This is a genomic window from Cupriavidus sp. D39 (genome assembly GCF_026627925.1).
GTDB classification, from domain to species: Bacteria; Pseudomonadota; Gammaproteobacteria; order Burkholderiales; family Burkholderiaceae; genus Cupriavidus; species Cupriavidus ulmosensis.
In genome coordinates this window covers 1,832,222-1,856,602 of the sequence record NZ_JAPNLE010000009.1, presented here as the reverse complement: position 1 = coordinate 1,856,602, position 24,381 = coordinate 1,832,222, and the positions used below count along the sequence as shown (strand labels likewise).

22 protein-coding genes and 1 pseudogene are annotated in these 24,381 nt (G+C 66.5%); 19 read left to right on the top strand and 4 right to left on the bottom strand.

The window, feature by feature from the left end; translation table 11 throughout:
* Nucleotides 1-42: 42 nt before the first annotated feature.
* Both OMK73_RS20540 and OMK73_RS20535 read right to left on the bottom strand, forming a co-directional pair.
* Nucleotides 43-1,022 (bottom strand): annotated as a pseudogene (locus OMK73_RS20540) (Bug family tripartite tricarboxylate transporter substrate binding protein).
* An 89-nt stretch (nucleotides 1,023-1,111) separates the two neighbouring features.
* The gene (locus OMK73_RS20535; RefSeq protein ID WP_267603734.1) at nucleotides 1,112-2,209 is read right to left on the bottom strand and encodes a porin; all 1,098 of its coding nucleotides are present in this window, start codon (nucleotides 2,207-2,209) and stop codon (nucleotides 1,112-1,114) included.
* A gap of 230 nt (nucleotides 2,210-2,439) precedes the next feature.
* Here OMK73_RS20535 and OMK73_RS20530 point away from each other — a divergent pair, with 230 nt between their 5' ends.
* From OMK73_RS20530 to OMK73_RS20465, 14 genes are all read left to right on the top strand, one after another.
* Nucleotides 2,440-2,688, top strand: a complete 249-nt coding sequence (locus OMK73_RS20530; protein ID WP_267603733.1) for a hypothetical protein — start codon at nucleotides 2,440-2,442, stop codon at nucleotides 2,686-2,688.
* Between the two features lie 28 nt (nucleotides 2,689-2,716).
* Nucleotides 2,717-3,604 (top strand): alpha/beta fold hydrolase, encoded by an 888-nt coding sequence (locus OMK73_RS20525; RefSeq protein WP_267603732.1) that lies wholly within the window; start codon nucleotides 2,717-2,719, stop codon nucleotides 3,602-3,604.
* 220 nt (nucleotides 3,605-3,824) lie between these two features.
* Nucleotides 3,825-4,130, top strand: coding sequence for a recombinase-like helix-turn-helix domain-containing protein (locus OMK73_RS20520; RefSeq protein ID WP_267603731.1), 306 nt, complete (start codon nucleotides 3,825-3,827; stop codon nucleotides 4,128-4,130).
* Nucleotides 4,131-4,237: 107 nt separating this feature from the next.
* Nucleotides 4,238-5,299, top strand: a complete 1,062-nt coding sequence (locus tag OMK73_RS20515; RefSeq protein WP_267603730.1) for an aromatic ring-hydroxylating oxygenase subunit alpha — start codon at nucleotides 4,238-4,240, stop codon at nucleotides 5,297-5,299.
* Nucleotides 5,292-6,062, top strand: a complete 771-nt coding sequence (locus OMK73_RS20510) for an SDR family oxidoreductase (protein WP_267603729.1) — start codon at nucleotides 5,292-5,294, stop codon at nucleotides 6,060-6,062. The genes OMK73_RS20515 and OMK73_RS20510 overlap by 8 nt, the downstream gene beginning before the upstream one ends.
* Nucleotides 6,063-6,078: 16 nt before the next feature.
* On the top strand, nucleotides 6,079-6,615 hold the full coding sequence (locus tag OMK73_RS20505; protein ID WP_267603728.1) for a cupin domain-containing protein: 537 nt from the start codon (nucleotides 6,079-6,081) through the stop codon (nucleotides 6,613-6,615).
* Between the two features lie 59 nt (nucleotides 6,616-6,674).
* Complete coding sequence (locus OMK73_RS20500; RefSeq protein ID WP_267603727.1) at nucleotides 6,675-7,505, top strand: IclR family transcriptional regulator; 831 nt, start codon at nucleotides 6,675-6,677, stop codon at nucleotides 7,503-7,505.
* Between the two features lie 5 nt (nucleotides 7,506-7,510).
* Entirely contained in the window at nucleotides 7,511-8,314 is an 804-nt protein-coding gene (locus OMK73_RS20495; protein WP_267603726.1) for an SDR family oxidoreductase, read from the top strand.
* Nucleotides 8,307-10,028 (top strand): thiamine pyrophosphate-binding protein, encoded by a 1,722-nt coding sequence (locus OMK73_RS20490; RefSeq protein WP_267603725.1) that lies wholly within the window; start codon nucleotides 8,307-8,309, stop codon nucleotides 10,026-10,028. Before OMK73_RS20495 ends, OMK73_RS20490 begins: the two co-directional genes overlap by 8 nt.
* 12 nt (nucleotides 10,029-10,040) lie before the next feature.
* Complete coding sequence (locus OMK73_RS20485; RefSeq protein ID WP_267603724.1) at nucleotides 10,041-10,847, top strand: aspartate dehydrogenase; 807 nt, start codon at nucleotides 10,041-10,043, stop codon at nucleotides 10,845-10,847.
* 30 nt (nucleotides 10,848-10,877) lie between these two features.
* Nucleotides 10,878-12,350: an aldehyde dehydrogenase gene (locus OMK73_RS20480; RefSeq protein WP_400094036.1), complete on the top strand. Its 1,473-nt coding sequence runs from the start codon at nucleotides 10,878-10,880 to the stop codon at nucleotides 12,348-12,350.
* Between the two features lie 51 nt (nucleotides 12,351-12,401).
* The gene (locus tag OMK73_RS20475) at nucleotides 12,402-13,373 is read left to right on the top strand and encodes a VOC family protein (RefSeq protein ID WP_267603723.1); all 972 of its coding nucleotides are present in this window, start codon (nucleotides 12,402-12,404) and stop codon (nucleotides 13,371-13,373) included.
* A 94-nt stretch (nucleotides 13,374-13,467) separates the two neighbouring features.
* Nucleotides 13,468-14,424, top strand: a complete 957-nt coding sequence (locus tag OMK73_RS20470) for a PDR/VanB family oxidoreductase (RefSeq protein WP_267603722.1) — start codon at nucleotides 13,468-13,470, stop codon at nucleotides 14,422-14,424.
* 288 nt (nucleotides 14,425-14,712) lie between these two features.
* Nucleotides 14,713-16,008 carry an MFS transporter gene (locus OMK73_RS20465; protein WP_267606446.1) on the top strand — a complete coding sequence of 432 codons (1,296 nt, stop codon included), beginning with the start codon at nucleotides 14,713-14,715 and terminating at the stop codon, nucleotides 16,006-16,008.
* A gap of 462 nt (nucleotides 16,009-16,470) precedes the next feature.
* Here OMK73_RS20465 and OMK73_RS20460 read toward each other — a convergent pair whose 3' ends face one another.
* Nucleotides 16,471-17,601: an IS110 family transposase gene (locus tag OMK73_RS20460; protein ID WP_267603721.1), complete on the bottom strand. Its 1,131-nt coding sequence runs from the start codon at nucleotides 17,599-17,601 to the stop codon at nucleotides 16,471-16,473.
* Between the two features lie 271 nt (nucleotides 17,602-17,872).
* A complete protein-coding gene (locus OMK73_RS20455) occupies nucleotides 17,873-18,439 on the bottom strand; it encodes a MarR family winged helix-turn-helix transcriptional regulator (protein ID WP_267606445.1) in 567 nt (188 codons plus the stop codon).
* Nucleotides 18,440-18,757: 318 nt separating this feature from the next.
* Between OMK73_RS20455 and OMK73_RS20450 the strand changes: the two genes are divergently transcribed.
* From OMK73_RS20450 to OMK73_RS20430, 5 genes are all read left to right on the top strand, one after another.
* Entirely contained in the window at nucleotides 18,758-19,738 is a 981-nt protein-coding gene (locus tag OMK73_RS20450) for a Bug family tripartite tricarboxylate transporter substrate binding protein (RefSeq protein WP_267603720.1), read from the top strand.
* 72 nt (nucleotides 19,739-19,810) lie between these two features.
* Nucleotides 19,811-22,105 (top strand): xanthine dehydrogenase family protein molybdopterin-binding subunit, encoded by a 2,295-nt coding sequence (locus tag OMK73_RS20445; protein ID WP_267603719.1) that lies wholly within the window; start codon nucleotides 19,811-19,813, stop codon nucleotides 22,103-22,105.
* Nucleotides 22,098-22,964 (top strand): FAD binding domain-containing protein, encoded by an 867-nt coding sequence (locus OMK73_RS20440; protein WP_267603718.1) that lies wholly within the window; start codon nucleotides 22,098-22,100, stop codon nucleotides 22,962-22,964. The genes OMK73_RS20445 and OMK73_RS20440 overlap by 8 nt, the downstream gene beginning before the upstream one ends.
* 9 nt (nucleotides 22,965-22,973) lie before the next feature.
* Entirely contained in the window at nucleotides 22,974-23,450 is a 477-nt protein-coding gene (locus OMK73_RS20435; RefSeq protein ID WP_267603717.1) for a (2Fe-2S)-binding protein, read from the top strand.
* Nucleotides 23,440-24,207, top strand: coding sequence for a CoxG family protein (locus OMK73_RS20430; protein ID WP_267603716.1), 768 nt, complete (start codon nucleotides 23,440-23,442; stop codon nucleotides 24,205-24,207). Before OMK73_RS20435 ends, OMK73_RS20430 begins: the two co-directional genes overlap by 11 nt.
* Nucleotides 24,208-24,381: the final 174 nt, after the last annotated feature.

Here is a 24,381-nt window from a genome sequence, read left to right as displayed (position 1 = left end):
ACCGGACGCCGTTGCCGGGCACAGGATCAACGCGTTAGTTCATCAATCGGCCTGGATGCCGAACTCCTTGACGATCTTGGCGTAGCGTGTCGAGTCCGACGCGATCAGCTTGCTTAGCGCAGAGGGCTCGCCACCAACGGGCGTGATGGCGATGGTTGCCATGCGCGCCACCACGTCAGGCATTTTCAGGATGTCGTTGACGTGCGTATTCAGCGTCTTCACCAGCTCCGGCGGCAGTCCCTTCGGCGCCAGCAGCGCCTGCCAGGCGCCCACCTCTACATCCTTGTAGCCCAGCTCCGCGAGCGTCGGCACGTTCGGCGCGAACGGCGAGCGCTTCATGTCCGCCACGGCCAGCGGTACGATCGCGCCCGTCCCAATGTATTGCGCCACCGCGCCGAGCGTGGAGTACGTCATCGGCACTTGCCCGCCGAGCACGTCGACCACCGCCGGTGCGGTGCCGCGATACGGCACCTGCGCGATATTCACGCCCGCGGCCTTGTTGAACAGCTCGCCAAGAATGTGCATGGGCGATCCGTTGCCGGGCGTCGCGTAGGTCTGCAGCGTACCCGCCTTGGCGCGCGCAACCAGCTCGGGCAGCTTGGTGATGCCCGTGCCTTTGTTGACGACCACGAACAGCGACTGCACGCCAAGCTGGGCAACCGGCGTGAAATCGCTGCGCACGTCGTAGCTGGCGCCCGTGCCGTTCTTGAGCACCAGCGGCGCGATCGCAACGGTGTTGGGTGCGACCAGCAAGGTGTAGCCATCGGCAGCGGATTTGGCGACGTACGAGCTGCCGATCGTGCCGGCGGCGCCGGTGCGGTTCTCGACCACCACGGACTGGCGCAGGCGCGCCGAAAGCTTTCGGCGAGCAGGCGGGCCAGCACGTCGGTGTCGCCGCCGGCCGGGTAGGCAACGACCAGCGTGATGGGTTTGGTGGGGTAGGCCTGCGCCCAAGCGCCGCCTGCCATCATGGCAGTCGTGGTCGCGATGGCAGCAAACAGGTTGCGAGTTGCGAGCTTCATGGGGAAACGCCTCCAGATAGACTTCGTGCGGGCATGCAGCGCGTTGCGCGCCGCATGCCCGCCGGTGCCGCGCAGCGACGCGCCGGCGCTTAGAACGTGTGCTTGATTCCGATCATCGTGCCCAGCTGGTTGCCGCCCGGCTTCGGGTTGGAACCCGTCTGGGCGCCGCTGACCGACAGGGCGAGTTGGCCGCCGTTGTCGATGAAGCCAGCCGTGGCGTACACGGAGGTGCGCTTGGAGAAGGCGTAGGTGCCACGCAGCGCGTACAGCATCGCCTTGTTGGCGCTGTTGTGGTACTTGAGGTAGTAGACCTGGCCGGCCAGCGTGAACGCGGGCGTGATGTCATACGCCAGGCCCGCGTACCAGAGGTCGCTGCGCGGCGTCGGGCTGCCGTCATTGTCGCGGCGGATCACGCCCAGGCCCATCTTGGTCTTGGACAGGAGCACGTAGCCGTTGAGCGAGAGCCGGTCGTCCGTCAGGCTGCTTTTGGTCAGGCCGCCAAACGCGCCAGGCCCGCCACGCAGCGAGTCATAGGCCGCGGCCACGCCCCACCACTTGTTGTCGTACTGGAGCATGGCCGACCATTCGCGGCATTGCTTGCTGTCGGCCGCATTCTCGCCCGCGCAGTTGGTGCCGGCCGGGCTCGGGCCCGCGTTTACCGTGTCGCGGCCCATGCTATAGGTGGCGCCCAGCGTGAAGCCGCCGAACGTGCCCTTGTAGGAGATGGCGTTGTCGGCGCGGGCATTCGGCAGGTAGCTGTCGAGGGAGCCGGAGCCGTACACGTTGGGCCCGAGAATATCCGGATCCAGCGTGGCCCAGAAGAGCATGGTGTACTGGCGGCCCAGGGCGACCTGGCCCCAGGGCCCGGAGAGCCCAACCAAGGCTTGCCGGCCGAACAGCCGTCCGCCCTGGTTGGAGGTGCCGGAATCGGGGGCGAAGCCGGATTCGAGCACGAACAGGCTCTTTAGCCCGCCGCCGAGATCTTCCGTGCCGCGGATGCCCCAGCGCGACGGCACCGTGGCCGTCAGGGTGTTCACGCGGAACACGTTGTCCTTCGCCGCGCCAACATTGTTCACATACTCGACGCCGGTATCGACGACGCCATACAGCGTCACCGTCGATTGGGCCGAGGCCAGCATGGGTACTGCTGCTGCAAGGGCAGCCAGTGCAATCCGTCCAAGTTTCATCGTTCTATTCCTCTTCCTTTTCCTTTGCCGCCGTGTCGTTTGGTTGGCGTTGCAGCGCTTCGTCAGGCCATCTCTGAGCCGGGTCGATGCATGCTGCTTGGTGCACTTTTCGGCTTTTTGTGTTTTATAGGTAAAACATCAGACTACATAAGAAACAACGAGCAAAATATAGCTGGTCATTTCGGGAAACACATGGGTGGGTAATCCCTAGTGATGTGGAGAAGCGACGAGTGGCCTGCACCAGAACGGCACGCCTGCGCACCTTGTCGCGCACCTTGCTGCGCAAGAGCGAAGGGCGCGCGCGCGCCGCCATGCCGGGGAGCCGCGCCTGTATTGGTACGCACGGCTGCGCAAGGCAACTGCGCCAAAAAGGGGATCTGCGGTGCTCCGACATCGGCGCCGAGCCGGGCCTGGCGAAATTTTTTTCGGAGGGGTTAACCCGGATCAATTTCCAGATTCAGGCGGTCTATATTTCCTAGGTTTTATTCGCAAACTATGGTTTCATATATGGAACAAAATCATCAAGCGCAGGCACCCCAGCCGGCTGCCGAGTTGCTCCGCGCACTCGATACCGGCTTCACCGAGCGGCGCATTGCCGCCGCTCGCGACGGCGCGCAGCTCGCTTACCGGTGCGGCGGCAACCGCGGGCCTGTCGTGGTGCTGCTGCATGGCATCAGTTCCGGCGCGGCCTCCTGGCTGCCGTGCGCAAGCCTGCTGGCGGCACACGCCCGCGTGATCGCGTGGGACGCGCCCGGCTATGGCAATTCGCAGGCCCTGCCCATCGCGGCGCCCAAGGCTGCCGACTACGCGCAGCGCCTGCAGGACCTGATGCACGCCCTGGACGTACGGCCCGATGTGATCGTGGGGCACTCGCTCGGCGCGCTGATGGCGGCCGCCTATGTGGCCGAGGCAGGGCCGGAATTGCTGCCCGTGCAGTTGCTGCTGCTTAGCCCGGCGCAGGGATACGGCGGCCCCGGCAAGGAGGGCAAGGCACGGGATGTGGCGCGCCAGCGGCTCGATGCGCTCGCGGCCCTGGGCGTGGAAGGCCTGGCCGAGCGGGGTCCCGGCCGCCTGCTGAGCGCCGCGGCCAGCGCCGATGCGCAGGCCTGGGTGCGCTGGAATATGCGTCGCCTGGATCCGGACGGCTACCGGCAGGCGGTGGCGATGCTGTGCGGCGATGCCATTGACGATTACCTCGGGCGCCGGGGGCAGGGCGTCAGTGTGCGGGTCGGATGCGGCGCGCTGGACGTCGTGACGCCGCCGCCCGGGTGCGCGGCGCTGGCGGAGCGCTTCGCCTTGCCGTTCGAGCTGGTCCCGGATGCCGGGCATGCCTGCTATGTGGAGCAGGCCGGCCGGGTCGCGCAGTGGATTCGCCACGGGCTTGCCGTGGCTTAACCTTCCCCATCCCGTCCCGTCGTACCCACCCGCCTCAGGCCGCCGCGCCGACGCCATGCCACGTTCCCGTGGCATCGGCTTATCTAGAGGGTAAACCCCAGTCAATTTTTGAAGTTTCGTTGTCTATAGTGGTGTCTGTGTTCAATATTTAAATCAGCGTTTTATAGGTAAAACAAAACGCTCGGTTAGCCGGTTGGCAATAAGGGAAAGGAGTAGCGCAATGGAAAACCTCGCATACAACCCGAATCTGGCGCCCTGGGAGCGCCCGGCTCCCAACAATGTCGCCGGCAAGGGCCACATCGAGCAGCCCGGCAAGGTGGCCAACATCGTGTGGCAGACCCGCGTCGCAGTGCCCACCGCCTACGAAGACGCGCTGGGCGATGCGCTGGAAGCCGCCTTCGAAGCCGGCGCGAAAAGCCCGGAAGACATCGTGCGTTCGTTCAACCAGGCGGGCTTGCTGGGCGCGGACGGCCAGGCCTGGACCGAAGAGCGCTTCCTCGCCGAAATGCGCCGCCTGGGCGCCTGAACGAGGCAGCACGCAGCAAGAACATCAAAGCGATTGCGCCGCGAAGGGCTGTAACAAGACGCCCCTCGAAAGAGCGATCCAATCCGATACCCGCAAGAGAGCAAACAATGGAATCGAACAAGCAAGCGCGTGCTGAGGCGCGCCTGAACACCGGCCTGCATAACTACTGGTATCCGGTATCGGCCGCGTGGGCGGTCACGCATGCACCGATCGGCATCACGCGCCTGGGCCAGAACATCGTGCTGTGGCGCGATGGCGAAGGCCAGGTGCACGCGCTGGAAGATCGCTGCCCGCACCGCGGCGCGCGCCTGTCGATGGGCTGGAACCTTGGCGATCGCGTGGCATGCTGGTACCACGGCGTGGAAGTGGGCGGCGATGGCCAGGTCAAGAGCGTGCCGGCCGTGGACAGCTGCCCGCTGGAAGGCAAGACCTGCGTGCGCAGCTACCCGGTGCAGGAAAAAGCCGGCGCCATCTTCCTGTGGTTCGGTGAACGCGCTCCGGTGCAAGCCGATGCGCTGCGCCTGCCGGAAGAACTGGAAAGCGAGGAGCACACCAATTTCCTGTGCGTGGCGCACTGGGACTGCAACTACCGCTACGCCATCGACAACGTCATGGACCCGATGCACGGCGCCTACCTGCACGCGGTGTCGCACTCGATGGCCAGCGGCGAAAAGCAGGCTGTGATGGCCGTGCGCGAGACCGACACCGGCCTGGTGTTCGAGAAGACCGGCCAGCGCGGCGTGAACTTCGACTGGGTGGAGTTCGGCGAGACCGGCACGATGTGGCTGCGCCTGGCGATTCCCTATCGCGCCAAGGTGGGGCCGGGCGGTCCCTTTGGCATCGTTGGCATCGCCACGCCGGTGGATGAGGAGCACTGCATGGTGTTCTTCTGGCGCACTCGTCACGTGCAAGGCTGGGAGCGCGATGTCTGGCGCTTCCTGTACCGCAACCGCCTGGAAGGCCTGCACTGGGATGTGCTGGAGCAGGACCGCGTGGTGCTGGAAATGATGGCGCCGAATGCGCGTGAGCATGAAACGCTGTACCAGCACGATGTCGGCATCACCCGCGTGCGCCGCCTGCTGCGCCGCCGTGCCGACCAGGAAGTCGCCGACGAGCCGGTCGCCATGTTGAAGTCCGTAGGCGCGGGCGGGGTGGCTAACCATGCCTGAGCTCGACCGCAACAACCTGCTGGCCGGCCGCCGCGTGCTGGTGACCGGCGCGGCGCGCGGGCTTGGCCTGGCCTTTGCCACCGCGATTGCCGAAGCCGGCGCCGCCGTCGCCATGGCCGACATCCTCGCGGACCGCTTGCATGAGGAAGCGGCTGCGTTGCAGGCCCGTGGGCTGAAAGTGCTGCCGTTCGCGCTCGACCTGGGCAACCCCGAATCGGTGAGCGCTTGCGCCACCGCCGCGGCGGCCGGGCTCGGCGGCCTGGACGGCCTGGTCAACAACGCCGCGGTGACCGACTCCGGCGGCCGCGACGCCAGCGCCATCGACATCGCCACCTGGGACCGCGTGATGAACATCAACGTGCGCGGCACCTGGCTGATGACCACCGCCTGCCTGCCGGCGCTGCGCGCCTCGGGCCGCGGCGCCATCATCAACCTCGCTTCCGACACGCCGCTGTGGGGCGCGCCCAACCTGCTGGCGTATGTGGCCAGCAAGAGCGCGATCATCGGCATGACCCGTTCGCTGGCGCGCGAGCTGGGCGACGACCAGATCACCGTCAATGCCATCGCACCGGGGCTGACCCTGGTGGAGGCCACCGAATACGTGCCGCAGAACAGGCGCGACCTTTATCGCGAGCAACGCGCGATCTCCCGCGAGCAGCTACCCGAGGATGTTTCCGGGGCCGTGCTGTTTGCCCTCTCCGACCTGTCCCGCTTCGTGACGGGCCAGACGCTGGCCGTCAACGGCGGCTTCGTCATGCACTGAGCTAGAAGGAATCCAAATGAGCGATCTTTCCCAACAAGAAAACATCAAGCGTTCCTGGGAGCAGCCGTCCGGCGCTTCCTTTGACCAGTGGATGGAGAGCCGCGTTGCGCGCTTCTCCACCCGCCGCTACGACTGGGACGCACTGAAGTTCCAGGCTGATTACGATCCCAAGTATCGCCGTGCGCAGATGCGTTACCTCGGCACCGGCGGCACCGGCGTGGCCACCGACACCAATACCGTGCCGTCCGAAAACTTCACCTTCTCGACCATGATCATCCCGGCCGGCCACGAAGGCCCGTCGCACCTGCACACGGACGTGGAAGAAGTCTTCTTCGTCATGCGCGGCAAGATCAAGCTGATCCTGGAAAAGGACGGCGAGCGATTCGAAACCATCCTGACCGACCGCGACCTGGTCTCGGTGCCGCCGGGCGTGTACCGCGAGGAAATCAACATCGGCGAGGAAGACGCGCTGATGTGCGTGATGCTCGGCGCCAAGAAGCCGATCACGCCGACGTACCCGCCCGAGCATCCGCTTACCAAGGTCAAGCGCTGAACCGCACGCGGCCGGCGCTGCAGCCCAGGCGCCGGCCAAGTTGAAACACGAGCCCACTCATGACGCAAGAACGCCTGTTGGAAGACACCCAGGACAAGTACATCGTGCCCGGACTGGAACGCGGCCTGCGCCTGCTGGCCGAGTTCAGCCGGCGCGACCGTACCCTGTCGGCGGCCGACCTGGCGCGCCGGCTCAAGGTGCCGCGCTCAACCGTGTTCCGCCTGCTGGCCACGCTGGAGTCGATGGGCTTTGTCGAGCGCACCGACGGCGGGCGCGACTACCGTCTCGGCATGGCCGTGCTGCGCCTGGGCTTCGAGTACCTGGCTTCGCTGGAACTCACCGAGTTGGGGCGCCCGCTGCTGGACCGGTTGCGCGACGACATCCGCTACCCGTGCAACCTGGTGGTGCGCGACGGCCGCTCGATCGTCTATGTGGCCAAGTCGGTGGCGCCCACGCCGTTCAGCAGTTCGGTCACCGTGGGCACCCGCCTGCCGGCGCACGCCACCGTGCTTGGGCGCGTGCTGCTCGAGGACCTGACGCTGGCCGAGTTGCGCCAGCTCTATCCCGAGCCGCGCCTCGAAGCGTTCTCGCCCAGCACGCCAGGCACGGTCGAAGAACTGTTCGAGATGGTGCAGCGCGACCGCGAACGCGGCGTGGTGCTGCAGGAAGCCTTCTTCGAGGCCAGCATCTCGACCATCGCGGCGCCTGTGCGTGACCGCAGCTGCAAGGTGGTGGCCGCGCTCGGCGTGACCATCCCGGCCTCGCGCATCGATCCGGAGCAACTGGACATGATGGAAGAGAAAGTCAGAGACACCGCGGGCGAGCTGTCTCGCCTGCTGGACTACCGGCCGCGCGAGCACGGCAAGGTGGTCAACCTGTATCGGGAGTGAGGACGATGTCCATGATTGAACTCGACGGCAAGGTTGCCGTCGTCACGGGTGGATCCTCGGGCATCGGCCTGGCCACCGTCGAACAACTGCTGGAGTCGCGCGCCGCGGTGGCGCTGTGCGGGCGCAACGAAGCGCGGCTGCGCGAAGCGGAAAGCGGCCTGCGCGCACGCTTTCCCGATGCGCGACTGTACGCCGCTGCCTGCGACGTGCTGGATCCCGCCCAGGTGGCAGACTTCGCCGCCGCCAGCGAGGCTGCGCTCGGCCCGGCCGACATGCTGGTCAACAACGCAGGGCAGGGCCGCGTGTCCACCTTCGCGAACACCGAGGACGCGGCATGGCTCGAAGAATTGCAGCTCAAGTTTTTCTCGGTGATCCATGCCACGCGTGCATTCCTTGCGCAGCTGGAGCGCTCGGACAGCGCCGCCATCGTCTGCGTGAACTCGCTGCTGGCCGTGCAACCCGAGCCGCATATGGTGGCAACGTCGGCAGCGCGTGCCGGCGTGCATAACCTGGTGCGCTCGCTGGCTACCGAATTCGCCCCCAAGGGCATCCGCGTCAACGGCATCCTGCTCGGCCTGGTCGAGTCGGGCCAGTGGCGCCGCCGTTTCGAAGCGCGCCCGCAAGCCGAGCGCGACCTCGACTGGGCCGCGTGGACCGCGCGCCTGGCGCAGCAAAAACATATTCAACTTGGCCGTCTTGGCCTGCCGCAGGAAGCCGCGCGCGCGATCCTGTTCCTTGCCTCGCCGTTGTCTTCGTACACCACGGGCAGCCATATCGATATTTCCGGAGGACTTTCCCGTCATGCGTAACGAACAGAAACAAGTCACGGTGGGCTACGCCATCGCCGCCTTCCTCGAACAATGCGGCGTCAAGGCTGCGTTCGGCGTGATCTCGATCCACAACATGCCCATCCTCGACGCGATGGGCGAGCGCGGCAAGATCCGCTTCGTCCCCGCGCGCGGCGAAGCCGGCGGCACCAATATGGCCGACGCCTGCGCCCGCACCACCGGTGGCCTCGGCGTGTGCCTGACCAGCACCGGTACCGCTGCGGGCAACGCCGCCGGCGCCATGGTCGAAGCACTGACCGCCGGCACGCCGCTGCTGCACCTGACCGGCCAGATCGAAACGCCGTACCTGGACCAGAGCCTGGCCTACATCCACGAGGCGCCGGATCAGTTGACCATGCTGAAGGCCATCTCGAAGGCCGCGTTCCGCATCCGCAGCGCCGATACCGCGCTGAGCACCATCAAGCTCGCCGTGCAAACCGCGCTGACCGCGCCGACCGGCCCCGTCAGCGTGGAAATCCCCATCGACATCCAGGCCGCGCTGATCCCGATGCCGACCGACCTGCGCCCGCTGGCGATTCCCACCCATGTGCCGTCGGCCCATGCGCTGGACGAACTGGCCGAGCGCCTGTCAAAGGCAAAGCGCCCGCTGCTGTGGCTGGGCGGCGGCGCACGCCACGCCGGCGCGCAGGTCAAGCGCCTGCTGGCGCTGGGCTTTGGCGTGGTCACCAGCACGCAAGGCCGCGGCATCGTGGCAGAAGACGATCCCCGCTCGCTGGGTGCCTTCAACCTGCACAAGCCGGTGGAGCAGTTCTACCAGACCTGCGACGCCATGCTGGTGGTCGGCTCGCGCCTGCGCGGCAATGAAACGCTGAAGTACGAACTGAAGCTGCCGCGCCCGCTGTTCCGCGTGGACGCCGATGCCTCCGCCGAGGGCCGTTGCTACCAGAGCGACTACTTCGCCAGTGGCGATGCAGCGCTGGCACTCGACGGCCTGGCCGATCGCCTGGAAGGCAAGCTCAAGGTGGACCCGAACTTCGCCGCTGATCTGCGCCGCGCGCATGAGACCGCCATGGGTGGCCTGATCGACGGCCTTGGCCCGTACTCGGCGCTGGTCGAAGCGCTGCAAGGCGCCGTCGGCCGCAACTTCAACTGGGTGCGCGACGTCACCGTCTCCAACAGCACCTGGGGCAATCGCCAACTGCGCATCTTCGACTCCCGTGCCGGCGTGCACGCGCTGGGCGGCGGCATCGGCCAGGGCCTGGCGATGGGCATCGGCGCCGCGGTGGGCGCGGCTGTCACGGCATCCGGCAAGAAGACGTTCTGCCTGGCCGGCGACGGCGGTTTCATCCTGAACCTGGGTGAGCTCGCCACGGCTGTGCAGGAGCGTGCCGACGTGGTCTTCGTGCTGATGAACGACAAGGGCTACGGCGTGATCAAGAACATCCAGGACGCGCAGTACGGCGGACGGCGCCACTACGTGGACCTGCATACGCCGGACTACGCGCAACTGTCGCAATCGCTGGCGCTGCGCCATCGCCGCGTCAGCAACCTGGCGGACGTTGGTGCGGCACTGGAAGAAGCCACCATCGAACCCGGTCCGTTCCTGCTGGAGATCGACATGCTGTCCATCGGCACCTTCAAGACCGCGTTCGCAGGCCCGCCGGTCAACAAGGAAGCCGACGCCGACGCTGAGAAGACCGCACGCGCGGCCGAACGCAGCACCGTGACCGCCTGAGGGAGACGCAACATGCTGCACGTGTCGATGGTGGGATGCGGAGCGATCGGGCGCGGTGTGCTCGAACTGCTCAAGAGCGATCCGGACGTGGTGTTCGACGTGGTGGTGGTGCCCGAGGCCCAGATGGACCAGGCCCGCCATGATGTCTCGGCGCTGGCGCCGCACGCACGGGTTGCCACCTGCCTGAGCCAGGCGGACGGACGGCCTGACCTGCTGGTGGAGTGCGCCGGCCACCATGCGCTGGAAGAGCACATCGTGCCGGCGCTGGAGCGCGGCATCGCCTGCATGGTGGTGTCGGTGGGCGCGCTTTCCGAGCCGGGCCTGGCCGAGCGGCTGGAGGCGGCGGCACGGCGCGGCGGCACGCAAGTGCAGTTGCTCTCCGGCGCCATCGGCGCCATCGACGCACTGGCGGCAGCGCGCGTGGGCGGGCTGGACTCGGTGGTCTACACCGGGCGCAAGCCGCCCGGCGCGTGGAAGGACACGCCGGCCGAGGCGATGTTCGACCTTGCTGCGCTGACCGAAGCCACGGTGATCTTCGAAGGCACCGCACGCGAAGCGGCGCGGCTCTACCCGAAGAACGCCAACGTGGCGGCCACGCTGTCGATGGCCGGCCTTGGGCTGGACCACACGCAGGTCAAGCTGCTGGCGGATCCGGGCGTGGATGAAAACGTGCACCACGTGGAAGCGCGCGGCGCCTTCGGTGGATTCGAGCTGACCATGCGCGGCAAGCCGCTGGCAGCGAACCCCAAGACTTCTGCGTTGACAGTGTTCAGCGTGGTGCGTGCGCTGGGCAACCGTGCCCACGCCATGTCGATTTAAGCAGCCAACAGGCGCAGCAAGGCAATCATCATGAAGCAAGAGATTCTCCCCATCTGTATCGCAGGCCAGTGGCGCCTGGGCGGCGGCGAGCGCTACGCCACGCGCTACCCGGCCACCGGCGAGGTCGTCGCGGAACTGAACGCGGCCAGCCTGGACGACGTGGAAGAGGCCGTGCAGGGCGCGCATCGCGCGTTCCTCACCAGCGGCTGGGCACAACGCAAGCCGCACGAGCGCGCTGCCGTGCTGCATCGCGTGGCCGACCTGATCCGCGCGCGCGCCGAGCCTCTCGCTCAGCGCCAGCGCCTGGACAACGGCAAGCCCATCAGCGAGACGCGCGCGCTGGTGGCCAGCGCCGCCGGCACCTTCCAGTTCTTCGCGGCGGCGTGCGAAACGCTGGAGGAGACGCTCACGCCCGCTCGTGGTGATTTCCTCACCATGAGCGTGCACGAAGCCATGGGCGTGGTGGCGGCAATCACGCCGTGGAACTCGCCCATCGCCAGCGAGGCGCAGAAGCTGGCGCCCGCGCTGGCCGCCGGCAACGCGGTGGTGATCAAGCCCGCCGAGATCACGCCGCTGATGGCGCTGGAACTCGCGGCCATCTGCGAGGAAGCCGGCGTGCCCAAGGGCCTCGTCAGCGTGCTGCCGGGCAAGGGCTCGGTGATCGGCGACGCCATTACCAAGCACCCGCTGGTGCGCCGCGTGTCCTTTACCGGCGGCACCACCACGGGCCGTCATATCGCCCACATCGCCGCCGACAAGATGATGCCGGTGTCGCTGGAACTGGGTGGCAAGTCGCCCACCATGGTGTTCGAGGATGCGGACCTGGACCATGCCGTCAACGGCGTGCTCTACGGCATCTTCAGTTCCTCGGGCGAGTCGTGCATCGCGGGCTCGCGCCTGTTCGTGGCACGATCCTTGTATGAGCCTTTCATGGACCGCCTGGCAGCGGGCGCGGCGCGCCTGCGCGTGGGCGATCCGGCCGACGAGGGTACCCAGATGGGGCCGCTGATCAGCGACCGGCATCGCGACTCGATCGAATCGTATGTGGCGCTCGGCGTGTCCGAAGGCGGCCAGCTGCGCACGGGCGGTGTGCGCCCCACCGTGGCGGGTTGCGAGAACGGCTACTTCTACACGCCCACCATTATCGAAGGGCTGGATAACAGCGCCCGCGTGTGCCAGGAGGAAATCTTCGGGCCGGTGCTGGTGGCGATGGCCTTCGACGACGAGGACGACCTGATCGCGCAGGCCAACGACAGCGTGTACGCGCTGGCGGCGGGCGTGTGGACGCGCGACTACAAGCGCGCCTGGCGCTTTGCGCGTGCGGTGCAGGCCGGCAATGTGTGGATCAATACGTACAAGCAGTTCTCGATCTCGACGCCGTTCGGCGGCTGGCGCGACAGCGGGCTGGGGCGCGAGAAAGGACGACTGGGCATCCTGCAGTACATGGAGCAGAAGAGCGTGTATTGGGGCATGCATGAACAACCGCTGCCGTGGGCAAACTAAGTGAGCACGACGACATTGGACGCTGCAAAAGCGACACAGCAGGAGAGGGTAATGAACACGATTCTGGGCATCGACGAGATCGTCTACGGTGCCGACGACCTGGACGCCTGCCGGCGCTTCTTCGCCGACTGGGGCCTCACGCTGGTGCGCGAGGATCCGGCCGGGCTGGATTTCGAAACGCTCAACGGCTGCCGCGTGCTGGTGCGCCGCACCGACGACCCGGCGTTGCCGGCGGCGATGGAAGACGGCCCGACGCTGCGCGAAGTGGTGTGGGGCGTGGATACGCAGGCCGCGCTGGACCGAATCGCGGATGCCATCCGCGCCGAGCCGGGCTTCGTCAGCGCGGGTGAGCACGGCGAGCGCGTGGGCTGCATCGATCCCAACGGCCTGACCGTGCGTTTCCAGCTGACCCGCAAGCACGACGTCGAGGTGGAGTGCGCTGCCATGAACACATGGAACGACAAGCCGCGCCTGAACCAGCGCAGCCCGATCTACGAACGCGCCACGCCGATCGAGGTAGGGCACGTGGTCTTCTTCGTCAAGGACGTGGCCGCTACCGAGCGCTTCTATACCGAGAAGCTGGGCTTCGTGCCGTCGGACCACTATCCGGGCCGCGGCGCCTTCCTGCGCTGCGCGCCGGATGGCGGCCACCACGACCTGTTCCTGTTGCAGCTGCCGCAGGCCAAGAGCGGCCTGAACCATGTGGCATTCACCGTGCGCGACATCCACGAGGTGTTCGGCGGTGGCCTGCATGTGTCGCGCAGCGGCTGGGATACGCAGCTCGGCCCGGGCCGGCATCCGATTTCGTCGGCGTATTTCTGGTACTTCAAGAATCCGGCCGGCGGCCTGATCGAGTACTACGCCGATGAGGACCAGCTGGACGCCGACTGGGAGCCGCGCGATTTCGAGCCGGGTCCGACCATGTTCGCCGAGTGGGCGGTGGAAGGCGGCCTGGATGGCAATACGCGCCGGCAGAAGAACGCAGGTGGCCCGCAGGTCAAGTTCCTGACGGAAAAGCGCTGAGCACGGCGTAGCAGTACAGGCAACACAGGCAACACGGGCGAGACAAGCAACACGAAGCAACACGAAGCAACACGAAGCAACCGAAGGAAGTGCCATGAGTACCAGCCAATCCCTGAACCTGCGCGTGCAGGCCATGCGTTTCGAAGCGCACGGCATCGTCAGCGTGGAACTGCGCGATCCGCAAGGGCATGCGTTGCCCGAGTACGCGCCGGGCGCGCATATCGACCTGCATCTGGGCAATGGCCTGGTGCGCAGCTACTCGCTGTGCGGCGCGCCGGAAGTGCGCGACCGCTACGTGGTGGGCGTGCTGCTCGACCGCGCAAGCCGCGGCGGTTCGCGTTACGTGCACGAGCAACTGCGCGTGGGCAGCACGCTCACCGTGGCGGCGCCGCGCAACCACTTCGCGCTGGAAGAGGGCGCGGCCCACACGGTGCTGGTGGCCGGCGGCATCGGCGTCACGCCCATCGTGTGCATGGCGCGTCGTTTGCACGAACTCGGGCGCTCCTTCACATTGCTCTACTGCGCGCGCTCGCGTGCGGAAGCGGCCTTCGCGGACGAGCTGGCCGCCTACGGCGACGCGGTGCGCATGCACTTCGACGACGAGGCGGGCAGCCCGCCGGACCTGTCGGCGCTGTTGGCCGGGGAAGCGGCAACCACGCACTTCTACTGCTGCGGCCCGGGCCCGATGCTCAATGCCTTCGAAGCCGCCTGCGCCGCTCACGGCTACCCCGAAGTGCATATCGAACGCTTTGCCGCCGACCCGTCGGTAGCGGCAGTCCAGGAAGGCGAGTACACCGTGGCACTCGCAAGCACGGGTAGCGAGCTGAAAGTGCCCGCAGGCAAGTCCTTGCTGGATGCCTTGCTCGAAGCGGGCATTGCCGTGGAGCACAGCTGCAAGGAAGGCGTATGCGGCTCGTGCGAAACGCGTGTGCTGGAAGGCATTCCCGAACACCGCGACGGCGTGCTCAGCAAGAGCGAGCGCGAGTCGAACCAGACCATGATGGTTTGCGTGTCAGGCTGCAAAGGCAAGCGCCTGGTCCTGGACCTCTAAGCGCGCCTCCGCGCGCCGCATCCACTGCGGCGCCGACGGTGGTGGCCATTGGCGGGTAATGCCGGCAATGCGCCAGCGCGGGGCGGCTGCCTGCCTCGGATACTTTAGAAGAGAGACACAGTGTTGATCCAGAGACAAGAGGCCCCGTTCGCCAATGCGAACGCCGAGGGCGTGGCGACCCCATCTAGCAACATCACGGCAGGCGGTGGCGTGCGCGCCACCGATGCCCCCGTGGCAACTACCCGGGGCGAGATCATCGCCCGCATCGAGCGCCTGCCCAGCAATGGCATGCATGTCAGGGCACGGCTGCTGATCGGCCTGGCCACGTTCTTCGATGGCTTCGACGTCATTGCCATTGCTGCCACGCTGCCGCTGCTGATCTCGATGTGGTCGCTCACGCCAGGCCAGATCGGCTTCCTGATCGCGGCGCCTTCAGTCGGGCAACTGATCGGCGCGCTGCTGTTTCCGGCGCTCGCCGAGCGTTTCGGCCGCCTGAACTCGATTGGCTGGAGCGCGGGCATCATCGGCCTGATGAGCATCGCCTGCGGCTTCGCGCCTTCGTTCGAGATCTTTGCCTTGCTGCGCATCGTGCAGGGCCTTGGCCTGGGCGGTGAACTGCCGGTGGCCGCCACCTATATCAACGAAGTGACGCGTGCCCACGGGCGCGGGCGCTTCGTGCTGCTGTACGAGGTGGTGTTCCCGATCGGCCTGCTGATCTCCAACGCGGTCGGCGCGTGGCTGGTGCCGAGGTTCGGCTGGACCGTCATGTACTTCATCGGCGGCGCCCCGGTCATCCTGTTCTTTATCCTGCGCCGGGCCATTCCCGAGTCGCCGCGCTGGCTGGCCGAGAAGGGCCGGCTGGCCGAGGCCGACCGCGCGCTCGCGGTGTTCGAGTCCCGGGCCAAGGGTCCGCTCGCGCCGCTGGGCGATGTGTCCGCCTACGATGCGATGACGGGCAGGCACCCGCGCCGGCGCGTCCGGGATCTGCTGAGCAAGGCTTATGTCGGGCGCACGCTGGCGGTATGGATGCTGTGGGCCACTTGCGGCTTTATCCAGTACGGCCTGTCGACCTGGCTGCCGACGATCTACAAGACGGTGTATCACGCACCGCTGCAACTGGCGCTGAACCTGGCCGCCGGCGCATCGGTGCTCGGCGTGATCGGCTCGCTGGTCTGCGCGATGATCGTCGACAAGGTGGGCCGCAAGCCGGTCATCAACGTCTCGTTCATCCTGTGCGCGTTGTCGCTGGCGCTGGCTGGCGTGTTCCACGCGGAGTCGGTGTACGTCGTTGCCGGCCTCTGCGCGTTGTCGCTCGGCTTCCTGGCCAGCGGCTTTATCACCGCCTACGTGTACACGCCGGAGTTGTACCCCACCAGCATCCGCGCCATGGGCTGCGGTTTCGGGGGCGCGTGGCTGAAGCTGGCGGCGATCTTCGCGCCGACGCTGGTTGCCAGCACCATCGGCTCGGGCAATCTCAGCAGCGCCTTCTACGCGCTGGCCGCGGTCCCGTTCGTGGCGGCGCTCACCATCCACTTCCTTGGCATCGAGACCAAGGGCAAGGTGCTCGAGCAACTCGAGGCCTGAGGCGGTGCGAGGCTGCGCAAATTCGCGGCGGTTTGCTCCGTTCGATGCCACCGGTCTGCTCCCCTCTCCCACTTGTGGGAGAGGGGCCGGAGGAGAGGGCGGGCGCTGGTTACGCCTGCGTGCTGGAAAACACCATGGGCTTCGCTTCAAGTGGCTCCTAGCTGATATGACTCCCCGTGTCAATCGAGATTGGTTTGATTCAGTTTCACGGTTGCATGTTGTTCCCCAATTTCCTGGAGGGCGACGTAGCAGTAAGTCTCGACGGTGGATCACGCTGATATCCGCGGGTTGGTTACCGCATTACAGAGGTCCGCCCAATGAGCCTGCCGCTATCTAAGGCCGCAAGTCGGATGAAATCCGTTGCCTAGCTAGGTCGCGGGTTGCTCGTGTGCCGGGCTACGTCGCCCTTCAGGAAACTGGCTCCACAGTAGGTGGCAGATAGGTTGGTACCTTGGCGCTGGGTTACGTTGTCTGCGCCGCGTTCGGTATGGCAAGCGACATGGCGAGCCGGCTGATGTCCCAGATGAACCCGCTCAGTTCGCGGGCCACCGCAACCACCGCAATGTTCGGGTTCTTGCCGCGCGCGGCAAGTCTTCGATAGCGCCGGCACAGTCGAACCTGGGCGTCCCAGGACCGGTCAACGATGGCCTTCGGGATGCCTTCGTGCCGTCGCTGAATCTCGGGGCTCACACGTGCCGGGTGCCGGTAACTCCAGGCGGCTTCGATTAGCAGCTTTCTTGCATAACTATTGCCGTTCTTGGTGATGCTGCCTTGGCGCCGTTTTTCCCCCGATGAATGTTCGGCGGGCGTCACCCCGAGCCAAGCCATCAGTTGGCGCGGATGCACAAAGCGCGAGAGATCGCCCAATTCGGCGAGCATGCCTATCGCCGTGGTGAACTGCACGCCGCGCATGGCCTGCAAGCCCAGTACGGCCGGATAGAAGCGCCAGTTGACCACGGCTTCGCGCAAGGCCGCTTCGAGACGGCTGCATTGCGCGAGCCGATCCTCGATGGCACGTCGATATTCGTCAAAGGCAAGTTGCTGCCACACGGTGTCGAACGCAAAGGTACTGATCCAGCGCCGGTGCGCCGGTCCCCAGTCGGCTCTGCCGCTGTAGCGCACCCCATGTGAAAGCAGAAAGGCCTTCAGCCGTTGCCGGGCGCGCTTCAGATCGTCCTTGGCGTTGACCCAGGCGCGCGACAGATCCCGGAACGCTTCATCCTCCACACTGGGTACGTACACCGCCGAGAGGTCGCCGGCGCGCAGCGATCGCACGAGCTTGACCGCATCGCGCCGATCGGTCTTGACGCGCTCGCCGGGTTTCTTCGGGATCAGCGACGGCGCGCACACCATGCACTCGAATCCCTTCCCTGCAAGCTGCCGGTAAAGGCCATAGCCGCAAGGGCCTGCCTCGTAGACGATGCGGATCCGGCTCGCTTTAGACTGCAGGCGCTTGCACAGGCGATCGATATCGGCCTTCGAGGTACCGATCTTGCCAAGCAGTTCGACCTCGCCCGCGCCGAGTGCGTAGGCGACCGTGATCGAGTCCTTATGGACGTCAAGACCCACGTACAAAGTGCTATCGTGTTCCATGCTGGCCTCCGCGCTGGAAATCGCCGGGTGTGGCACTGTCCACACCATGCGGCTCTGGCAGTCATGCTAACCCGCGTTTGATTCCTCGCGGCGGGCCAGCCCTCTTTGCCCCAGGGGAGTCATATTGACTAAGCCACCCCTCTCCCCAGCCCTCTCCCCCTGAGGGGAGAGGGAGAGACAGCCTTCGTCATGGCGCGCGGCTTTGGCCTGTTCGGTGGCTTCGACTAGTGCCCTCGGGCTTGGCCGCAACCGAGCGTCCGCCGGGTCGTCATTACTCGCCCGGAATGGCGTCCTTCCGCCCTGGCGTCACGCACAGGCCGTGCAGCTTCCTCAGCGCCTGGTACATCGCGCGTCGCTCCTCCGGCTCCAGCAGCCGTATCACCTCCGCCTGGCCTTTCCTGGCCAGCGGCATCACTTGCTCATGTAGTGCCATGCCTGCCGGCGTGATGCCGCAGATCAGCTTCTTGCGCGGGGTGTTGCCCTCGGCATCCAGTTTCACCAGCCCGCGGCCTTCCAGCAGCCGCAGCGTGCGGCTCACCAGCGCCTTGTCCGAGGTGGATTGCAGCACCAGCTCCGCAAAGGGCAGCTGCCGCGCGTGCGCCAGCAGTGCCAGCAGGCGCCATTCGGGCACCGTTAGCGCGAACTGCTCGGCGTAGGGCAGCGTGACGGTGCGCCGCAGGGCGTTGACCAGCTGGCTCAGCAGCGTCGTCAGGAAGTCGTCGACGTCGAGCCCGTTTCCTTGCTCGTCCAGTTCCGCCCAGGGGCAGTCGGTTTCCGGGGGTATTGCCGTGTCGCCGGTGTCATCTGCCGTGCCGGCTGCGCGCTTCATCAGATCCATGTCTTTCAAGAAATGCCGCCGGACGGCGGCTGATCAGGGGGCGGAGCCGATTGTCTCATAGGGACTCCGGGGTGCCGCCTCCTTCCCATCATGATCCCCCATTTTCTGCTCATGTAAATAATGAAGATGTCAATTAGGGATTAACGTAAGTTGAGTAGTCAACAATCGCAATCTAGGATGATTGATATGTTCCTCTCCTGAACTAGTGTTTCGCTAATAGAACGCACATCGAATGCGTTCCCGTCCCTTAGCCGTGCCTAACCCCGCACCCACCACGCCATTCCCCGCTGAAGTGGCGCGTCCCCACAGGAGCCGTAGATGAACCTTGCCCGCCGACACATCCTTGCCACAGCGCTCGCCGCGATTGTCCTGGGAGGCGGCAGCGCCTTTGCGCTTGGCTATCCCGTCAAGCCGGTCACGATCGTCGTGGCGTATCCGCCGGGCGGCGATACGGACTCCATGGCGCGCATGTACGCCGAGAAGTTGTCGGTGCGCCTCAAGCAGCCCGTCATCGTCGAGAACAAGCCGGGCGCGGGTGGCGTGGTTGGCAACGCGATGGTCGGCCGCGCGCCGGCCGACGGCTACACGTTGTTGTTCACGCCGAACCCGTTCACGACGGCGCCGATGGTGCTGAAGCTCCCTGCCAGTTCCAGCTACGACGCGCTGCATGGCTTCACCCCGGTCATCCAGACCGGCACGCAGACCGTGCTGCTGGTGGCGTATCCGGGTGCCGGCATCAAGACCGTGCAGGAGATGGTGGCCGCGGCCAAGGCCGGCAAGCCGCTGACCTATGCTAGCCCCGGCGCGGGTTCACCCATGCACATCGCCGGCGAATGGCTGAACCGGGCGGCGGGCGTGAAGATCCAGCACGTGCCTTACCGGGGCGTTGCGCCCGCAGTCAACGACGTCGTCGCGGGCCACGTCAACTTTGCCTACGTGACGCTGGGGCCGGTGGCCCAGTACATCAACACGGGCAAGCTGCTCGCGCTGGCCGTGACCGATCCGCAGCGCTCGCCGCTGCTGCCCAATGTGCCGACGCTGTCCGAGCTTGGCTACAAGGACGTCATCGTGGGCGCATGGCATGGCGTCATGGCGCCCAAGGGCACGCCGGCCGATGTGGTGAAGCTGCTCAACGAACAGCTCAACGACATCGTCAAGATGCCCGACATCGCCGAAAAGATGGCCACCTTCGGCGCGGTGCCGGTGGGCGGCGCGCCCGGCGTGCTGGAAAGGATCAATGCCTCCGACTATGAACGGCTGGGCAAGGTCATCAAGGATTTCGGCATCACCGCCGAGTGACGCGAAGCCGGCGGCAACGCCTGCCGGCTTCTTCATGGTGTTCAGTGGTTTTCAGACTAGCAGGAGGTCGGCATGAGCACGTCGACAGTGGGAAGCTCCACGCCGCAAGTGACGGCGCGGGAGAAGGTGATGGGCAGGGCCGTGTATGCCGGCGATATCAAGCAGGCCGGCATGCTGCATGCCAAGGTGCTGCGCAGCCCGTATCCGCATGCCCGCATCGTTCGCATCGACACAGCGGCGGCGCGCGGGTTGCCAGGCGTCAAGCTGGTGCTGACCGGCGAGGACTCGCCGTCGCGGCTGTGGGGCACGCATCGCAAGGAGCAGCGCATTCTCGCCGCCGGCGTGGTCCGCCACGTGGGGGAAGAGGTCGCCGCGGTGGTCGCCGTGGACGAGGAAACCGCGCGCGATGCGCTCGACCTGATCCGCGTGGAGTACGAAGAGCTGCCCGCCATTTTCAGCACCGATGCGGCGCTGGCCGATGGCGCGGCGCAGCTGCACCCGGGCACGCGCAATATCGCGCACGAGATGCGTATCGTGCGGGGCGACGTTGAAGCCGGCTTCGCCCGCGCGGCCGTGGTCTACGAGGCCACCTACGACATGCATTCGCAGTATCCCGGCTACCTGGAGCCGATGGCGACGGTGGCCGCGCAGGATGGCAATGGCCGGCTGACGGTCTGGGCCTCGACGCAATCCGTGTTCCTGGCGCGCGCGCGGCTGGCCGAAGCACTGGACCGGCCTGTGTCCACCATCCGCGTGATCCAGGCGGTCACCGGCGGCGGCTTTGGCGCCAAGATCGTGGAGGAGAGCAACAGCCTGATCACCGCCCTGCTGGCCACGCGGCTGGACCGTCCGGTGCGGCTGGTCAACAACCGGCTCGAGGATTTCCTTGGCGCGCGTTCCAGCGTGCCAGCGCGGGTCTGGCTCAAGATGGGCCTGGACGCGCAGGGGATGATCGTTGCCAAGGACGTCAATATCGTGGCGGAGTGCGGCGCCTATGCCGGCCTTGCCGGCGACGTGATGCACGTGACCGCCATGCGCAGCGACAACATGCACCGCGTGGAAAACGTGCGTTCCCACGCGGTGCTGGCCTACACCAACAATCCGCCGCGCGGCGCGTTCCGCGGCTTTGGTGGCCAGCAGATGCAGTTTCCGCTGAACAGCCATCTCACCATGTTGGCCGAGATGCTCGGCATGGATCCCATCGAAGTCCACAAGCGCAACGCCATCCGCTCCGGCGACACCAGCGTGCATGGCTGGAAAATCGGCAGCAGCGGCCTGGTGGAATGCCTGGAGCAAACGCGCGCAGCGATCCGGTGGGATGCGCGCCGCGCCGATGCCTCGCGGCGAACCGGCACGCGCCGGCGCGGGCTCGGCATTGCCGCCGCGATGCACGTCAGCGGCAACCGCACGCTCGGCAACTGGGACGGCTCCACCATCGTGCTCAAGGTCAACGAGGATGGGCGCGTCATGCTGCTCACCAGCGAGTGCGACATGGGGCAGGGCGCCAACACCATGCTCAGCCAGATCTGCGCGCAGGAGCTGGGCATTCCCCTGTCGCATGTCACCGTGAGTGCGCCGGATACCGATGTGGCGCCGTTCTGCCTCGGCTCGCTGGCGTCGCGCGTGACGATCATCTCTGGCAACGCCGTGATGCGCGCCGCGCGTGAGGCCCGGCAGAAGCTGCTGGACGTTGCCGCGGAAAAGCTCGGCGTGCCGCAGGACGAGCTGGACCTGCGCGATGGCGTGATCCGCGCCCGCAACGACGACACCAAGCATGCCACGCTCGCCGAGATCGCGCGGCTGCATATCTTCCGCCACGGCGGCGAGGGGCTGATGGTGCGCGCCACCTATGACGCGCCCACCGTGATGCACGATGCCAACTACTACGGCAACATCGCCCCGGCCTATTCCTTCGCGGCGCAGGCCGTCGAAGTGGAGGTGGATACCGTCACCGGGCAGGTCACGCTGATCGACAGCTTCGTGTCGGACGACTGCGGCAAGGCCATCAACCCGCTAGCGGTGCACGGCCAGACGCATGGCGCCACCGTGCAGGCGATCGGCTGGACCCTGTACGAGCATGTGCAGGTCGAAGACGGCCGCATCCTGAACGGCAACTTTGCCGACTACACCATGCCGACCGCGGATGCCGTGCCCGCGCTGCGCACGGATGTTGTCGAGTCCGTTGAGCCTAACGGGCCCTACGGCGCCAAGGGCGCCAGCGAAACCGCGATCCTGCCCGGCGCGGCTGCCATCGCCAATGCGGTCTACGACGCCATCGGCGTGCGCATCACCACGTTGCCCATCACGCCCGAGAAGGTGCTGGCCGCGCTGCGCGAGCGCAAGGAACAGGAGGCGCACCATGCGTAATTTCGAATTTCTGGAGCCGGGCTCGGTGCAGGAAGCCAGCCGCATGCTGGCCGACCTGGGCGACGAGTGCCGGGTGATCGCCGGCGGCACCGCGCTGATGCTCGGCATGCGTCAGCGCATGCTCACGCCCACCCATCTGGTATCGCTCGGCCAACTCGATGCGCTGCGCAAGATCGAGTTCGATCCGCGCACCGGCTTGCGCATCGGCGCGCTGGCCTTGCATGCACAGGTGGCGCGCTCGCCGCTGGTGCAGGCGCATTACCCGATGCTGGCCAGCATGGCCGGGCGCGTGGCCAATCCGCAGGTGCGCAACCAGGGCACGATCGGCGGCAATCTTTGCTATGCCGATCCGGCCACCGATCCGCCGGGCTGCCTGATGGCGCTGCAGGCGCAGGTGGTGCTCGCCGGCAGGAACGGCGAGCGCGTGCTGGAGATGGAAGCGTTCCTGGTCGACTACTACACCACGGCGCTCGACCCCGATGAGATCGTGACCGAGATCCGCATTCCCGCGCCGGCGCCGGATGCGGTTGGCCACTACGCGCGTTTCCTGCGCACGGCCGCCGAGCACCGTCCGCTGGCCAGCGTGGCGCTGCTGGCGCGCAGGGCTGGCGCCACATGTATCGAGGCGCGTCTTGCGGTCGGCGCATCCACGCCGATTCCGGCGCGCCTGCGGCGTGCCGAAGCGTTCCTCGCGGGCAAGGCCGTCACGTCGGAGGTGGCGGCTGAAGCCGCGGACATCGTCGCCGCCGACATCGACCCCGTTTCCGACATGCGCGGCAACGCGGACTATCGCCGCGAGATGGTCAGGGCCGTGGCGCGGCGAAGCATTGCCACGCTGTTCGGGCTGGCAGCGGACTAAGGAATTCCCATGCAAAAGATCAACATCGAACTCACCGTCAACGGCGAGGCGCACAGCGTGGAAGTGCCCGCGCGGCGCCTGCTGTCAGACCTGCTGCGCGACGACCTGAACCTGACCGGCACCAAGCGCGGCTGCGAGACCGGCATCTGCGGCGCCTGCTCCGTGCTGGTGGACGGCGAAGTCGTGAAGTCCTGCCTGATGCTGGCCGTGCAGGTGCGCGGGCGCGACGTCACCACCGTCGAAGGCCTCGGCGCCGGCGGCGAGCTGCACCCGCTGCAGCAGAGTTTCATGGAGTGCGGCGGCCTGCAGTGCGGCTACTGCACCCCAGGCTTCCTGATGACCTCCTGCGCCATGCTGGCGCACAACCCCAACCCTACGGAAGAGGAAGTCCGTGCCGGCCTGAACGGCAACCTGTGCCGCTGCACCGGTTACGTCGGCATCGTCCAATCCATTCTGTCCGCCGCGGAGAAGATGCGTGGAAATTGAAAAAACCCTGGTCGTCGGCGCAGCGCCGGCGCAAGTGTGGGCACTGCTGCTCGATCCCAACGTGATGGGCGGCTGCGTGCCGGGCATGCAGTCGATCGAAGTGGTCAGCGATGTGGAGTACATCTCGCACATCCAGGTCAAGATCGCCTTTGTCAGCGCGCGCTTCAAGATCAAGACCCATATCGTGGAGATGCGCGCGCCCAACTACCTGCGCAGCGAAGGCACGGGCGAGGATGCCTCCGTGGCCAGTTCGCTCAAGCAGTCCAGCGAGATCTTCCTGACCGGGCTGCCGGACGGCCAGACCGAGCTGCGCATGAAGATCAACGTGGATGTGCTGGGCCGCCTTGGCACGTTCGGCCTGAGCGTGATGAAGACCAAGGCCGACCGGATGTGGGAGGAGTTCGGTACGAATCTGTCGGCGCGGCTGGTGGCGCCTGCCGAGGCGGCGCAGGCCGCAGCGCCCGCAGCGCCCGCTGTGGCGGAAACGGTGGCACAGGCGGCGGCCGCTTCGCCCGCTCCCGCCATCGAGGCGACTCCCGCTCGCCCGGCCGTCATCCCGGCTCACGCCCTGCAAGCCAGCCCGAATCGCAGCGCAGGCTGGTGGTCGCGCTTGTTCGCGCCCGCGGCCGCCCTGGACAGGGGCCCGCTCACGGATATCTGCATCGAAGTGCGCCAGCCCAATGCCACCATTACCGTGCGCTGGCCGGCACAGCACGCGGGCGAGTGCGCGGCCTGGCTGCGCGACTATTTGAAGTGAGCATGCACGGCTTCGGTGATGGAAGTGCTGGAGGATAGGCGCAGGGCGTGTTATATCGGACAGTCGCGGGCGGCGCTTCGGGATGCAAGGTGCGCAATGCGCACCGGCAGGGCCGCAGGGTAGGGCCGAAGCCAAAGCCGTTACCATATAGCAAGCCAAAGCACTCATTCGCAG

Bases quoted from the DNA above. Each gene is read 5' to 3' on its own strand.
- OMK73_RS20535 (WP_267603734.1), bottom strand. From the start codon at position 2,209: ATGAAACTTGGACGGATTGCACTGGCTGCCCTTGCAGCAGCAGTACCC.
- OMK73_RS20525 (WP_267603732.1), top strand. From the start codon at position 2,717: ATGGAACAAAATCATCAAGCGCAGGCACCCCAGCCGGCTGCCGAGTTG.
- OMK73_RS20520 (WP_267603731.1), top strand. From the start codon at position 3,825: ATGGAAAACCTCGCATACAACCCGAATCTGGCGCCCTGGGAGCGCCCG.
- OMK73_RS20515 (WP_267603730.1), top strand. From the start codon at position 4,238: ATGGAATCGAACAAGCAAGCGCGTGCTGAGGCGCGCCTGAACACCGGC.
- OMK73_RS20510 (WP_267603729.1), top strand. From the start codon at position 5,292: ATGCCTGAGCTCGACCGCAACAACCTGCTGGCCGGCCGCCGCGTGCTG.
- OMK73_RS20505 (WP_267603728.1), top strand. From the start codon at position 6,079: ATGAGCGATCTTTCCCAACAAGAAAACATCAAGCGTTCCTGGGAGCAG.
- OMK73_RS20500 (WP_267603727.1), top strand. From the start codon at position 6,675: ATGACGCAAGAACGCCTGTTGGAAGACACCCAGGACAAGTACATCGTG.
- OMK73_RS20495 (WP_267603726.1), top strand. From the start codon at position 7,511: ATGTCCATGATTGAACTCGACGGCAAGGTTGCCGTCGTCACGGGTGGA.
- OMK73_RS20490 (WP_267603725.1), top strand. From the start codon at position 8,307: ATGCGTAACGAACAGAAACAAGTCACGGTGGGCTACGCCATCGCCGCC.
- OMK73_RS20485 (WP_267603724.1), top strand. From the start codon at position 10,041: ATGCTGCACGTGTCGATGGTGGGATGCGGAGCGATCGGGCGCGGTGTG.
- OMK73_RS20480 (WP_400094036.1), top strand. From the start codon at position 10,878: ATGAAGCAAGAGATTCTCCCCATCTGTATCGCAGGCCAGTGGCGCCTG.
- OMK73_RS20475 (WP_267603723.1), top strand. From the start codon at position 12,402: ATGAACACGATTCTGGGCATCGACGAGATCGTCTACGGTGCCGACGAC.
- OMK73_RS20470 (WP_267603722.1), top strand. From the start codon at position 13,468: ATGAGTACCAGCCAATCCCTGAACCTGCGCGTGCAGGCCATGCGTTTC.
- OMK73_RS20465 (WP_267606446.1), top strand. From the start codon at position 14,713: ATGCATGTCAGGGCACGGCTGCTGATCGGCCTGGCCACGTTCTTCGAT.
- OMK73_RS20460 (WP_267603721.1), bottom strand. From the start codon at position 17,601: ATGGAACACGATAGCACTTTGTACGTGGGTCTTGACGTCCATAAGGAC.
- OMK73_RS20455 (WP_267606445.1), bottom strand. From the start codon at position 18,439: ATGGATCTGATGAAGCGCGCAGCCGGCACGGCAGATGACACCGGCGAC.
- OMK73_RS20450 (WP_267603720.1), top strand. From the start codon at position 18,758: ATGAACCTTGCCCGCCGACACATCCTTGCCACAGCGCTCGCCGCGATT.
- OMK73_RS20445 (WP_267603719.1), top strand. From the start codon at position 19,811: ATGAGCACGTCGACAGTGGGAAGCTCCACGCCGCAAGTGACGGCGCGG.
- OMK73_RS20440 (WP_267603718.1), top strand. From the start codon at position 22,098: ATGCGTAATTTCGAATTTCTGGAGCCGGGCTCGGTGCAGGAAGCCAGC.
- OMK73_RS20435 (WP_267603717.1), top strand. From the start codon at position 22,974: ATGCAAAAGATCAACATCGAACTCACCGTCAACGGCGAGGCGCACAGC.